The organism is Streptomyces aureoversilis (genome assembly GCF_042657885.1).
GTDB lineage: Bacteria > Actinomycetota > Actinomycetes > Streptomycetales > Streptomycetaceae > Streptomyces > Streptomyces aureoversilis.
On sequence record NZ_JBHSKJ010000006.1, the window covers coordinates 43,081 to 56,444 of the forward strand.

The window sequence follows — 13,364 nt, forward strand, 5'->3', positions numbered from 1 at the left end:
GTTCACTCTGGGAGGGCAACGCACTTAACGACGTTAAGGGGGGCGGATCGCATGGCTACGACCACGCCTGCATCCACTGACACATCAACTGACGCATCCACCGGCCCGTCGGCCGACGTGTCCGCCGAAACCGAAGTGCTCATCGCCGGAGCCGGGCCCACCGGCCTGGTCCTCGCCATCGACCTGACGCGGCGAGGCATCCGCCACCGGCTCGTCGAGCGGGACGGGCGCGGATTCCCCGGCTCGCGCGGCACGGGGATACAGCCGCGCAGCCTGGAAGTGATGGACGACCTGGGCACCGTGGCGGCCCTGCTGGCCTCCGGCGGCCCCGTCCCGCCGATGCAGACGTGGGAGGGCACCGAGCGCATGCGCGAGTGGGAACTCGTCGAGCCCGGCGATCCCTCCCCCGGCGTGCCCTATCCCCATGTGCTGATGTGTCCCCAGTGGCGCACGGTGGAGGTGCTGTACGCGCGCCTCGAAGAGCTGGGCGGCCGGGTGGACTTCAATACCGAGCTGGTGGGATTCACCCAGGACGAGGACGGCGACGAGGACGGCGCCGGTGTCACGGCCGAGCTGCGGCATGCCGACGGCACGGTGGAGACGGTGCGGGCGGCCTATCTCGTCGCGGCGGACGGGGGGCGCAGCACCGTCCGGAAGGCGCTCGGCGTGCCCTTCGAGGTCGAGGCCGTCGACGCGCGCCCGGCGCTGATCGCCGACGTGCGGATGACAGGCTTCGAGCAGGCGGGGATCGACCGCGACCACTGGCACATGTGGCCCACGGCGCCCGGCGGGCTCATCGGCCTGCGCCCGCTGGAGGCCTCGGCGGACACCGTCCAGATCATGGCCTTCTGGTCCGACACCGCCTACGAACCGCAGCCGGAGCGCGACGCCGCCCCCGAGGCCCTGGCCCGGCTCATCGCGGAACGCACGGGCCTCACGGGCCTCGTGCCGGAGGAGACCGTCTGGGCCTCGTCCTTCCGGCCGAAGGCCGGCATGGCCGAGCGCTTCCGCACGGGCCGGGTCTTCCTCGCCGGGGACGCCGCGCACATCCACTCCCCCGCCGGCGGGCAGGGCCTCAATACCAGCGTGCAGGACGCCTACAACCTCGGCTGGAAGCTGGGGGCCGTCCTGCGGCACGGCGCGCCGGACGCCCTCCTCGACACGTACGACGCCGAGCGGATGCGGGTGGCCGCCGATGTGCTGGCCCTGAGCACGCGCATGCATACGCAGGACCGCACCCTCGGCGTCGAGCGCGGCCTGTCGCGGCGCGGCAAGGAGACCCACCAGCTCACCCTCGGCTACCGGACGGGCCCGCTGGCGCGCGAGCTGCGCCGGGGGCTGCCGGAGGGGGCGGACAGCTCGGAGGACGTCCTGCGGGCGGGTGACCGGGCGCCCGACGCGCCCTGCACCGACGCCTCGGGCGCGCCCTTCAGCCTCTTCGACGCCTTCCGGGGCCCGCATTTCACCCTGTTGGACCTCACCGGGTCGGATGCCGAGGGCGAGCCGGCCGCGGCCGCGGTGGCGGACGTGGAGTGGGTCCGTACGTACCGGATCGGTGGTGCCGCGCCGGACCTGATCGATGCCGGCGGGCACGCCAAGGCGGCGTACGGCACGGGGTTGTTCCTGGTCCGCCCGGACGGCTATGTCGGGCTGGCCACGGACGACGCGGCGGACGTCCGGGCGTATCTGGCGGAGGTCTCGGGGACAGGGGCGGTACCGGAGATACGCCCCTGAGCGGTGGTACGGGCCGGGCCTGCGACGTACGGGCCCAGGCGGTCGGACGGAGACGGCCGGGCCGTCAGGCGGTCAGGCCGCCAGACGGTCAGGCGGTCAGGCGGCGTCGTGGTCCGTGGCCGACCCGGCCGCCGGGACCTTGAGCGTGTAGTCGACCGAGACGGTGAAGCGCCCGGAGGATCCCCGGATCTGCAGGGTGTGGTTGCCGGGGCGCAGCGGCTCCATCTGCACCCACAGCCCGCAGGCGTGGGTGCGGAAGCTGCCGCCGCCGTCGGTGAGGGGGTTGCCCTCCTCGGCGGTGACCCGTACGGGCGTGGCGTCGTAGCGCTCGGCCCGCAGGGGCTTGCCGTCGAGGGTGGCGGTGCCCTTGGCGGGGGCCATGAACTCGGAGCAGCCGGCCTGATCGCTCATCAGGTTCACCAGCGGGAACGCCACCCGCCGCCCGGCCGGGACGGCGCACGTGCGCTTGGCGCGTTCGCCGAAGGTGCCGGCCAGGAACCAGACGCCGTCCTTCTGGCCCCGGTCGCACAGGCTGCCGTCCCGGTCCTCGACCGGGTTGGAGCCGCTGGGGCTGGAGGACGCCCAGGTCCACCAGCGGCCCTGGAGGTCGGAGGCGCCGAGCGGCCCCGCCGCCGCGTCGGGGGACGCGGGGGCGGTGGCGCCGCCGTTCGGGGTGCTCTTCGCATCCGCGTGTTTCGGGGAGGGGCTGCTCGTGCAGCCGGCTGCCAGCAGGGAGGCGCCGAGCAGCACGGCGACAGGTCTTCCGATGCGCATGTGCGAAGCCTAAGGTCCGATATGCCCATCGGAGCGGCAGCAACGCAGAGCGGGCGGTGCAAGCACGGCCGAGAGGAGCAACGGACCGGGGGCCGAGGCCCCCGGCGCGTCAGAGGACCAGCGACAGCAGCAGCACGAACACGAGGGAGACGACGGAGATCACGGTCTCCATCAGCGACCACGTCTTGATCGTCTGCCCGACGTCCATGCCGAAGTATTCCTTCACCATCCAGAACCCGGCGTCATTGACGTGGCTGAAGAACAGCGAGCCGCCGCCGACGGCCAGGACGAGCAGCGCGGCGTGCGTCGTGCTCATGTCGGCGGCCAGCGGGGCGACCAGGCCCGCGGCCGAGATGGTGGCGACCGTCGCCGAGCCCGTCGCGAGCCGGATGGCGACGGCGATCAGCCAGGCCAGCAGCAGGGCCGAGACCGACCAGTCCTTGGAGAAGTCCAGGATCATCCGGCCGACGCCCACGTCGATCAGGGTCTGCTTGAAGCCGCCGCCGGCGCCGACGATCAGCAGGATGCCGGCGATGGGGACGAGGGACTTCTCCACGGTCACGGCGAGCCGGTCGCGGCCGAAGCCGGCGGCCCGGCCGAGCGTGAAGAGCCCGACGAGGACGGCGGCAAGCAGGGCGACCAGCGGCGAGCCGATGACGTCGGTGACGCGCTGGACGTGGTCCTCGGGGTCGTCCACGACGATGTCGACGAGGGCCTTGGCAAGCATGAGGACGACCGGCAGCATGACGGTGGCGACGGTGACGGCGAAGCTGGGCCGCCGCTCCAGTTCGGCCGACGGCCGCTGGGGTATCAGCTTCTCGGGCGGCATGACGTCCACCCAGCGGGCCGCCAGCCGGGAGAAGAGCGGTCCGGCGATCACGGCGGTGGGCACGGCGATGAGCACGCCCAGGGCGAGGGTGACGCCGAGGTTCGCGCCGATGGCGTCGATGGCGGCCAGCGGGCCGGGGTGCGGGGGCACCAGGCCGTGCATGACGGACAGTCCCGCGAGCGCGGGGATGCCGATCCGCATCAGGGAGTGGTTGCCGCGCTTGGCGACGAGCAGCACCACCGGGATCAGCAGGACGATCCCGACCTCGAAGAAGAGCGGCAGGCCGATGACGCCCGCGATCAGCACGATCGCCCAGGGCATCGAGCGCGGCCCCGCCTTCGCCAGGATCGTGTCGACGATCTGGTCGGCGCCGCCGGAGTCGGCCAGGAGCTTGCCCAGGATCGCACCGAGCGCGATGAGGACGCCGACACCGGCGACGGTCGCCCCGAGCCCGGTGGTGAAGCTCGCGATGGCCTTGTCCAGGGGCGCGCCCGCCACGGCTCCGAGCACCAGCGAACCGATGGTCAGGGAGAGAAAGGCGTGCAGCTTGAGGCGGGTGATGAGGAGGACGATGACGGCGATGCCGACGAGGACGGCGATCCCCAGCTGTGCGTGACCCGCCGAGGTGATCGGTTCGGCGGGGGCCGCGGCCAGCATCTCGACGCTGAGAGTGCTCACGGGGCTTCCTTGGAGGGGGGAGGGAGGAAGAGGGAGGGGGAGGAAGGGGAGGAAGGGGAGGGAGTGATCAGAACTGCCGCAGGCCTTGGACGGCCCGTTCGGCGATGACCTCCGGCCCGGGTTCGACGTCCACGTCGACGCCCGCCTCGTCCGCGCCGAGCGGTTCGAGGGTGGCGAACTGGGAGTCCAGCAGCCGGGTGGTCATGAAGTGGCCCTTGCGGGCGGCCATGCGGCCGGCGATCAGGTCGTGATCGCCGGTGAGGTGGAGGAAGACGAGACCGGGCGCGGCTGCGCGCAGCCGGTCCCGGTACGCGCGCTTGAGCGCGGAGCAGCTGACGACCCCGCCGCGGCCGGCCCGGCCCGCGGCCCACGCGCCGATGGCGTCGAGCCAGGGGGCCCGGTCGGCATCGTCGAGGGGGGTCCCGGCGGACATCTTGGCGATGTTGGCGGCCGGGTGGAAGTCGTCGCCTTCGGCGTAGGGGACGCCGAGGGCCTCCGCGACGAGCGGGCCGACGGTGGTCTTGCCGGTGCCGGCGACGCCCATCACGACGACGACGTGGGGGTATGCCGGACGGCTGCTCATCGGGGCCTCACTGTCTCCGTTGACGGGGGGTGCGGACACTGAAACCCATTACGTACGACATATTCAAGACTCTGTGACTCAAACGTCATACTTAATTTGCCGCGACGGAGGACCGTAGGCTTGCCCCATGGAAAACCAGGGGCAGGGGCTGCACGGACGCGTGCTGGAGTCCCTCGGGCCCGCGATCACCGCCGGTGCGTACCCGCCGGGCAGCGTGCTGCGCACCGACGAGCTGGAACAGCGCTTCGAGGTCTCGCGCACGGTGATCCGCGAGGCGATACGCGTCCTGGAGTCCATGCACCTGGTCACCTCCCGGCGCCGGGTCGGCGTGACCGTCCGCCCCACCGAGGAGTGGAACGTCTACGACCCGCAGGTCATCCGCTGGCGTCTGGCCGGCGCCGACCGGCCCCGGCAGCTGCGCTCCCTCACCGTGCTGCGCTCGGCCGTCGAGCCGGTGGCGGCGGGCCTCGCGGCCCGCCTCGCGACAGCGGAGCAGTGCGAGGAGCTGACCCGCCACGCCCTCGGCATGGTCGCCACGTCCCGCGGCCAGCAGTTGTCCGCCTATCTGGTCCACGACGTGGCCTTCCACCGGGTGATCCTGCGCGCCTCCGGCAACGAGATGTTCGCCCGCCTGGGCGACGTCGTCGCCGAGGTCCTCACCGGCCGCACGGAGCACCAGGTCATGTTCACCGACCCCGACCCGGCCGCCGTCACCCTCCACGTACGCGTCGCCGAAGCCGTACGGGAACGGGACGCGGCCCGCGCGGAGGCCCTGACCCGCGAGATCACGGCGGGCGCGATGGCGGAACTGGACATCCTCGCCCCATAGCCCGGATGTACCAGCCGCGCCACAAAACAACAGGGGTGCGACAAAATGATCGCCACATCGAACTGCCGTCCGTAGCCTGACCCTATGCGCCCCGAGAACGACCACGCCGGCGATCACGACCGCGACCGCGCCCCCGCCGGCGACGACCAGCCCCTCTTCATGCGCCAGCGCTACGGCACCCGCTGGGTCTACAACCACCGCAACCCGATGGGCCTCGCCCTCATCGTGATCACCCCGATCATCGCCATCGGAGCGCTGCTGCTGATGACACGGGGCGGCCGGTAACGCCTCGCCTCCGGCGGGGGTGACCACTGCTTGTGCGCTGCATCGGGGCACGGTTTCCTACCGATGCCGGCCGAGGCCCGGCGGAAAAGCGCGCCCTCATGCGCGCGACGCATCGACCGGCATAACAACGGATGTTGATCCGCAGCCACGGCCGAGCTCGCACAACAGAGTGATATATCCGCCGAGTTGAGTCGGCGGGCTGACCTCAGTACACCAATGAGGCGCCGCAGGAAGCCGAAGCCGCCGATCCGCAAGCTCCGAGGACGGAGGGGCCGACAGCGCCCCTGTACGACCCTGCCGCAGTCACGGTTGGCAATCCGCGCACTCGATCACCTACGAGATCGACTACATACCGATCCGCTTCACCTGCCACCTCGACAACAAGGAGACCTTCACCGTCGGCGTCCCCTCCTACGTCAACCCGTCCGCCGCAGGCTTCGCAGTGGACGCTGCCACGCTGGCCATCAGCGCAGGCTGGATGTCGGAGCGCCAGGCCCGCAAGAACCCCAAGTGATCCGCGAGCGATAGCCGATACGGCTATTGGTACCTCAGTCGACATGCCGGGGTGGCGTACGTCAAGATGTTGTCGTGATGCCTAATGATAGCGTCGACACCCTTGCAGCTGTCCGACGATATGTCATGCCCAATCGACGTTATGGGAAGCTTCAAGGCTGGGCCCTGAAGAACGCTGACGAACGAGTGCGAAGCGAATTTGGCCGAGCCCTCTCCGAGGATTCAGCCCATGCCGCCTACTCAGATTTCATCCCCCTCCTTAAAGCGGACTGGCGGGCTCGCCTGACAGCTACGTGGATGATTTCAATGGCAAGGCGAACCGAATTTCGCCCACTTCTCTGCACCTTGCTCGAGGAAGAGGGATCACGAGAAGCGGCAAATGGATACTGCCTCGCACTATCGATTTTTGGATCACAAGATGATGCGGAAATTCTAGCCGCATACTTGGATCGGTCACTGGTGGCCGGTGAACCACATTTCGCCCAAGCGTGGGCGTTCGGTTCACTTCTCTGCCTTGATTCCGACTTGGGCACCTCCTATTCAAATCGCTTCGACCGACCTGATGGGCCCTGGGCCGAATGGTCCGGATCGAGTCAAGCGCCGAACGAACGCGAGCTGATCGACTACCTTCGCGGGTTCGTAAGGTTGCACTCCCGTAAATTGACCGCCTCATTCAAGGTCGCCAATCCCGCAGACCTCGCATATGCGTACGAGGTCTGGCGGCCCACTTCATTGCCCGAAAACTGGCGCATCATGGAGATAGAATCAGAGCGCAAATCCTTTGATGAGCAACTTCGCTCGACCCTGAGTGAAGGTAACCCCTTGCTTCCACTGCACCCGCTTTCCGTCGCTGCATGCCAACACTGCGGGGCGGTCATCTATAGCCTAGGTCCCGGCCCCATTCGCTGGCTGGTCGCGAATCCAGGCGGCGGGCCAAGTGGCCAAAATGAAGTTTTCCCGGACCGGCAAAAGCTGCAAGAATACCTAATGTCGCATGCGTGACAGTTCCTTCACGGCCTCATCCATGGGCCGCCACCAATGCTGATCTCCGCGCCTCCGACGACCCCCCGTATCGTGACCTCGGATTCGTCATAGGGGTAGTGGACTCCAGGCACGCGAGAATATCCCGCACCATCCCCATTGGGGATTCTCAGTACAATTCCAGGACCATTTCCGTAAGTGCTGGCTTCGCGTGCGACGTCCTCCAGGTCGGTAGTCCATGATGTGAAAACACTGTCGGTCCCCTCATCGCCACCGACATGCCGTTGAACGTCATCGTGCCCGCCTCTCGGGAGTGCCCGCCCCGCTTGCGCATTCTCATAGGCTTCCACCCAGTGGGCCGGCTGGGAGCCGTCTGCGTAGCTGATCCCTCGGTATAGGTATGGAGCCTCATCCGGGTCCCAACTACCGCCGTTGACGCCTCCACCGTTCTTTGGGCACGGCGCAAGCCCCAGCGGGTCCATCCACGTATGGGGATTGTGGACATACGTCGCCGGATTCGGGGCAGGGGCCAGGCCCAAGGGGTCCGGGGTGGTGTAGCGGGCCGTTTCCGGGTCGTAGTGGCGGTGGTAGTTGTAGTGGAGGCCGGTTTCCGGGTCGAAGTATTGGCCCGGGAAGCGGAGCGGGGTGTACGTCGTGCCGTTGCGTGACCACGCCGTCGTGCCCCAGAGGGTCGAGCGGGTGCGCCACGCCGTTCGGCCGGTCTCGTCGACCAGCTCCGTCGGTGTGCCCACCAGGTCGGTGACGATCGCGAAGAAGCGGCGGTCCACCTCCCTTTGGGGCGCGTCCGCCGCCGATATGCGTTCGGTCTGGGCTATCGGGTGGAGGCCGTTGTGGTCCCAGGTCAGGGTTATGGGGTTCGGCCACTCCACGGATGTGGTGGTCTGCTCGGTGAGCGTCGCGCCGTCCCACGTGAAGTCCAGGCGTTCCGCCACCTCGCCCGTCGCCGTGAGGCGTTCCTTGGATATGCGGCGGCCCAGCGGGTCGTACGCGTAGCGCCATTGCGTGCCGTCCGGGGTGGTGACCCCGGTCAGGCGGTCCTCCGCGTTCCACTCGTAGCGCCATGTGTCCGGTTTCCGCGAGAGGCGGGTCTTCCGGCGGAGGATGACGCGGCCTTGTGCGTCGTGTTCGTAGCGGATTCCGCCCGCGCGGGATATTCGCGTGCCCGTGTACGTGCGGGCGCCTTGCGCCTCGGCGCCCGGGTGGGTCGCCGGCCACGTCGCCTCCGTCTGGTTTCCGGCTTCGTCGTAGACGTAGCGTTCGGTCCAGTCCGGGGCGTGGACGGCCGTGACCCGCCCCGCCGTGTCCAGGTCGAAGGTGCGGGAGCCGGTGGTGGTGTCCGTGATGCCGGTGAGGTGGCCGTCGCGGCGGTAGGTGTAGGCGCGGTGCTGGAGCAACTCGCCCGTGCCTTCCAGCCCCTGTGACACCAGGCGTCCTACCGCGTCCCACGCCGACGACAGGGTCACCCCCTCCCCGAAGCGCCGGGCCACCTCCCTGCCCGCCGCGTCGTGCTCGACGTCGATCACGCGCCCCGACGCGGTCAGCGACGTGCGCCGCCCCGCCGCGTCGTACGTCCACGTGCTCACCGCCCCGCCCGGCGTCACCCGGCGCGTGCGCCGCCCGAGGGCGTCGTACGCGAAGGTCAGCGTCCGGCCGTTCGTCGTCTCGGACTTGACGCGGCCGAGGCGGTCGCGGCTGTAGACGAGCGTCGCGCCGGGCCCCGCGGCTTCCATCAGGCGGCCCGCCGCGTCGTGGACGTACGTCGTCTCCGCGCCCGCCGCGACCTTGCGCACCACCCGCCCCAGCGCGTCGTGCTCGTACGTGATCGTCTCGCCCGTCCCGTCGGTACGGGACACGAGCCGGCCCGCCGGGTCGTGCGCGTACGTCAGCGTGCGGCCGTCGAAGTCCGTCTCGGCGGCCGGGCGGCCCGCCGGGTCGTAGGCGTAGTCCCAGGTCAGGCCCTGCGGGTTGGTGACGCGGGTGAGCTGGAGGCGGGTGTCGTGCGTGAACTCGTGCCGTACGCCGTCCGGCCCGGTCCGGGCGGTCATGACGTCGAAGGGGCCGTACTCGTAACGCGTCACGCCGCCCAGCGCGTCCGTGTACGCCGTGCAGTTGCCCTCGCCGTCGTACGTCCAGCGCTCCTCGGCGCCGTCCGCGGAGATGCGGCGGGCCAGTCGGCCCTCGACGGTCCAGGTGAGGCGGGTCGTGGAGCCGAGCGGGTCGATGACGGTCGTCACGCGGCCGAAGGAGTCCCGGCGGTAGCTGGTGACGGCCCCCAGGGGGTCGGTGATCTCGACGGGCAGACCGGCCCTGTTGCAGGTGAGACGGGTGGTGCTGCCCAGGGCGTCCGTCACCGAGGCGAGGTGGCCGGCGCCGTCGTAGGCGTACGTCGTCACGGCGCCCGCCGGGTCCGTCGTCGACGTGCGGTTGCCCGCCGCGTCGTACGTGTGGCGCCAGAGCGTCCCGTCCGGGCCGGTCGTCGTCCCGGGCAGGCCGAGCGCGGTGTACGTGGCCGAGACCCGCCGCCCGTCCGGACGGAACACCGACACCAGGCGCCCGTCCTCGTCGTAACGGAACTCCGTCCTGTGGCCCAGGGGGTCCGTGCGCGAGAGGAGACGGTCGTGGCGGTCCCACGTGGACAGCGTCGTGGCGCCCGTGGGATCGGTGACGGCGACGATCTGCGAGCGCCGGTTGATGGTGAAGGTGTTGGTGTTGCCGAGGGCGTCGGTCACCTTGGTGGTGCGCACGCCGGTGCCGGGGTCAGGGCTCCCGTATTCGAGGGTGTTGCGCATGTGCCCCTCGGTCCCCGACTGGAAGACGCAGCGGTCCCGGTCGTCGTACTCGTACGCGTAGTGCGTATCGTTCCGGTCGGTCCACGACGTCATCCGGCCGCGCTCGTCGTACGCGAAACGCAGCGGCCGACCGGACGAGTTGACGACCTCGGTCAGGTTGCCGCCCCCGCCACCTTCCTCGCTCCCGGCCTCGGACCCGGACCCGGACCCGTCCCCGTACCCGTAGCGGATCAGTTCCGTGTCCGCCAGGTGCAGCGCGGTGATGCGGCCCGCGTCCGGATCCGTGGTGATGCGGATGCGGTAGCCGGAGTCGTGGGCGATCGCTGTCGGCGTGCCGCCGGCGTCGTACTCGAAGGCGATCCAGTGGCCGTTGCGGTCGCTGAGCTGGCGCAGAAGCGCCTGACCGCCGTCCCCGTCCCCCTGAAGACCGTGGGAGTGGGGGGCGAAGTACCTGGTGCGACCCGTTTCCGGCTCGGCCACGCTGTACGTGCCGTCGGGCTCGATCGTCAGCGGCCACCGCGGGCCCTTCGCCGGGTACGTGGCGACGCCCGGAACCGGATGCGGGTACTCCAGCAGCCGCGCCTGCTCGTCGACGAAGATCACGCCCTCGTCGTCGATCTCCAGCCGCTGGTCCACGGTGCTCGCCCACGACGGGCCGAACCACCGGCCGCAGTCGTAGCCGGACTTCACATGGCGGGAGAAGACCAGGGGCAGCGCACCGGGGAGGGTGACGTCCGTCTGCGGGAGGAACATGCGGCCCGTGACGATGTCCACGGGGTCCGTCTCACAGACCTCGACCTCCTTGGGGTCCTTCTTCGGCTCCTGCCGTTCCTCCTTGGCCGCCCGCCGCGCCGCGCTCTCCGCCCCCTCCTTCCCGGCGTCCCGGGCCCCGGCCTTCGCCCCGGCCCGCGCCCCCGCTCGCGCCCCGGCCTCCGCACCCCGCCCGGCCGCGCCCGCGCCCACGCGCGTGCCCGCCCCGGCGACGCCGCCGCTGGTGAGGCCCATGAGGAAGTTGCCGGTGAGGCGGCCCGCGGCTTCGGAGGGGTCGGAGCCCCAGCCGGGGCCGAGCAGCGTTCCCGGAATGCGCTCGGGGTGTGACGCGAGGGAGACGAGACCAGCAGCGGTGTTGTTGATGCCGGTGACGTATTCCGCGGGGTGCGTGATGTTGTACGGGTCGAGCGGATCGAGGCTGCGGGTGAACTTCACCAGATCCGTACCGGCCCGGAAGACACCGCCGCCGAAGTGGAGCAGCTCGACGTTCGAGGCCGCCGCGAAGTCCTGGATGTCGCCCTTCATGCGGTTGTGGAAGGCCGGTTCCTTCGGGGCGAGTTCGACGGCCTTGTCGATCCGGGCCTTCGCCTCGCCCGCCGCCGTGTTCCGCTGCTTGCGGGCCTCGCCCAGGATGCGGTGCGCCTCCTTGATGTCGGCGGCGCCGGGGTCCTCGAAGGTGCCGGGCCGCGCGCCCGGGTCCTCGCCCGCCTTCAGCTTCGCGTTGTACGCGTCGACCTTGTCGTTGTAGGCCTTGGTGGCCTTCTCCGTCGCCTTCGTGCCCTGCTTGTAGAGGCGGAGGGCCTCCATCGCCTGCTTCTGGGCCCAGCGGACGGTGTGCGCGTACGCGGTGAGCGCGCTCGCGGCGCTCTCGCACGCGTCGGCGGCCTGTGCCCACTTCTTCGGCTCCGGCGCGAAGTGGGTGTCGAACCCCTTCGCGCCCTCGCCCTTCCACTCCCCGGAGTGGACCCGCTGGAGGCCGGAGTGCGTGGTGTCGAAGGCCTTGTGGAAGGCCTGCAAGTGCTTGGCGGCGGCCTCGATGCCCCAGGGTTCACCGTGGACCAGGGCCAGCGGGTTCTCGGTCTGGCCGAGCTGCTGTTCCTTGATCTCGGCGCCGAGCTCCGAGGCCGTGCGGTCGCCCAGGTACCTGACGGCGAGCGCCTCGTCGTGGGCGCCGATCCTGTCCAGCCCCTTGGCGGCCTTGTCCGCGCCCCACTCGACGGCCTCACCCGCCTTCTTCTCGATCTTGTCGAGGCCCTTTTCGGCGGCTTCGCCGACCTTGTCGAGGCCCTTGACCAGGGGATCGAAGACACCCATCAGTCGCGGCCCTCCGGCTCGCCGGCGCGCTCACCTGCGTGCACACCGGGGTGCCCGCCCGGGTGCTCTCCGGCGCGCCCTCCGTCGAGCTTGTCGGCGAGTCTGTTCGCCGCCTCTGTGCCCTGGCGGCCGAGCGGTCCCTTGCCGTAGCCGTTGGCGGCGCCGGTGGAGGCGTCGCGGGCGGTGTCGGCCCAGACCCGGCGGATGTTCCCGTCCGCCTTGCGGAACGATTCTGCGCTGTAGTCCGGGTGGCTGAAGTCGTTCACGGGGTTGTCGGCGAGGATCTCGGACATGGACTTCTTCTCCACGTCCTCCTCCAGGAGGTGCGGGTTGCCCATCACGGCGTTCACGCCGACCTTGAACGTGTCCCGGATGTACGCGTCCTGCTCGTGGTAGTAACCGGCGGCGAGCCCCACGCGCTGCGCGAACTGGCTGCCGTCGTGCACCAGGGCGCGCACCCCCCAGTCCCACCGGGAACAGAAGGTCTTGAACGCTGCCGCCAGTCCCTCGTGTCCCAGCTCGACGCCGCTGAGGGCGAGCTCGTCGAAGCCGCGGCCGACCGCCGCGTCGCCGGGCGAGCCGATGGACTTGAGTTCGCCGATGGCGCCGTTGATGCCCTTGGCTATGTTGCCGAGTGCGGCGGAGTCGGCCGCGAGGCCGTCGCCGGGGCCGCTGCCGCTGCTGCTTCCGCTGGCGCCGCCACTGCCGGTCATGCGGTGCCCTCCGCGATGCCGATGCCGATGCCGCGCCCGATGCCGATGTCAGTGCCGGTGCCGGTGCCCGCATCCGTATTGACGGCGTACGCGTCGGGCACGATCCCGGCCACCGGCGGGAACAGCATCGGATGCTCACTGCCGACGTCGAGAGCGACACCGGCCGGTACGCCGACGGCCGGCACGACCACGTCCAGCAGCCGCGCGCCCAGCACCGTGCGGTACGCCCAGTCGGTCGTCCCGTCCGCACGGGGCGCGGCCCCTCGGGCGAGGGCGAACCGCCCGAGCGCCGCCTCGTCCGTGAACGCGCAGATCCAGCGGATCCCGCCGTACTCGACGGACCACAAACCGTCCTGACCGTCCGACGGCACCAGCACCGCCGACCTGCGGAACCGGCCGACCAACGCAGCCGGCCGCCCCTCCTCCGCATGCAGTGCGCGTATTTCGTCCGTCAACGCCGTCGATGACGTCACTCTCGCCTCCCCAAGCCAGAGGAAGGGTACAAAATGAGGCCAGAGGTGCACTCACGGTATTCGGAACGAAGAGTTCC

General features: G+C 70.3%; 10 protein-coding genes. 4 read left to right on the top strand and 6 right to left on the bottom strand.

Annotated features, from left to right (window positions below; translation table 11 throughout):
- The first annotated feature begins 117 nt into the window (after nucleotides 1-117).
- Nucleotides 118-1,734 carry an FAD-dependent monooxygenase gene (locus ACFPP6_RS12235; RefSeq protein WP_417801533.1) on the top strand — a complete coding sequence of 539 codons (1,617 nt, stop codon included), beginning with the start codon at nucleotides 118-120 and terminating at the stop codon, nucleotides 1,732-1,734.
- Between the two features lie 96 nt (nucleotides 1,735-1,830).
- On the opposite strand, the gene ACFPP6_RS12240 is transcribed toward ACFPP6_RS12235, so the two are convergent.
- The 3 genes from ACFPP6_RS12240 to ACFPP6_RS12250 all read right to left on the bottom strand — a co-directional run bounded on the left by ACFPP6_RS12240 (nucleotide 1,831) and on the right by ACFPP6_RS12250 (nucleotide 4,598).
- Entirely contained in the window at nucleotides 1,831-2,508 is a 678-nt protein-coding gene (locus ACFPP6_RS12240) for a signal protein (protein WP_382040249.1), read from the bottom strand.
- Nucleotides 2,509-2,617: 109 nt separating this feature from the next.
- Nucleotides 2,618-4,015, bottom strand: coding sequence for a GntP family permease (locus tag ACFPP6_RS12245; RefSeq protein WP_382040252.1), 1,398 nt, complete (start codon nucleotides 4,013-4,015; stop codon nucleotides 2,618-2,620).
- Nucleotides 4,016-4,082: 67 nt separating this feature from the next.
- A complete protein-coding gene (locus ACFPP6_RS12250; protein WP_382040253.1) occupies nucleotides 4,083-4,598 on the bottom strand; it encodes a gluconokinase in 516 nt (171 codons plus the stop codon).
- A 127-nt stretch (nucleotides 4,599-4,725) separates the two neighbouring features.
- Between ACFPP6_RS12250 and ACFPP6_RS12255 the strand changes: the two genes are divergently transcribed.
- From ACFPP6_RS12255 to ACFPP6_RS12265, 3 genes are all read left to right on the top strand, one after another.
- Nucleotides 4,726-5,427: a FadR/GntR family transcriptional regulator gene (locus ACFPP6_RS12255; protein WP_382040256.1), complete on the top strand. Its 702-nt coding sequence runs from the start codon at nucleotides 4,726-4,728 to the stop codon at nucleotides 5,425-5,427.
- Between the two features lie 84 nt (nucleotides 5,428-5,511).
- Nucleotides 5,512-5,712 carry a hypothetical protein gene (locus tag ACFPP6_RS12260; protein ID WP_382040258.1) on the top strand — a complete coding sequence of 67 codons (201 nt, stop codon included), beginning with the start codon at nucleotides 5,512-5,514 and terminating at the stop codon, nucleotides 5,710-5,712.
- A gap of 591 nt (nucleotides 5,713-6,303) precedes the next feature.
- Complete coding sequence (locus tag ACFPP6_RS12265; RefSeq protein ID WP_382040261.1) at nucleotides 6,304-7,227, top strand: DUF6000 family protein; 924 nt, start codon at nucleotides 6,304-6,306, stop codon at nucleotides 7,225-7,227.
- Nucleotides 7,228-7,235: 8 nt separating this feature from the next.
- Here the strand turns inward: ACFPP6_RS12265 and ACFPP6_RS12270 are convergent, their stop codons facing one another.
- Genes ACFPP6_RS12270 through ACFPP6_RS12280 form a run of 3 tightly spaced genes read right to left on the bottom strand, consistent with a single transcriptional unit; the run spans nucleotide 7,236 to nucleotide 13,287 of the window.
- A complete protein-coding gene (locus ACFPP6_RS12270) occupies nucleotides 7,236-12,101 on the bottom strand; it encodes a putative T7SS-secreted protein (protein WP_382040264.1) in 4,866 nt (1,621 codons plus the stop codon).
- Nucleotides 12,101-12,814, bottom strand: coding sequence for a hypothetical protein (locus ACFPP6_RS12275; protein ID WP_382040266.1), 714 nt, complete (start codon nucleotides 12,812-12,814; stop codon nucleotides 12,101-12,103). Before ACFPP6_RS12275 ends, ACFPP6_RS12270 begins: the two co-directional genes overlap by 1 nt.
- Nucleotides 12,811-13,287 carry an SseB family protein gene (locus tag ACFPP6_RS12280; RefSeq protein ID WP_382040269.1) on the bottom strand — a complete coding sequence of 159 codons (477 nt, stop codon included), beginning with the start codon at nucleotides 13,285-13,287 and terminating at the stop codon, nucleotides 12,811-12,813. The genes ACFPP6_RS12275 and ACFPP6_RS12280 overlap by 4 nt, the downstream gene beginning before the upstream one ends.
- Nucleotides 13,288-13,364: the final 77 nt, after the last annotated feature.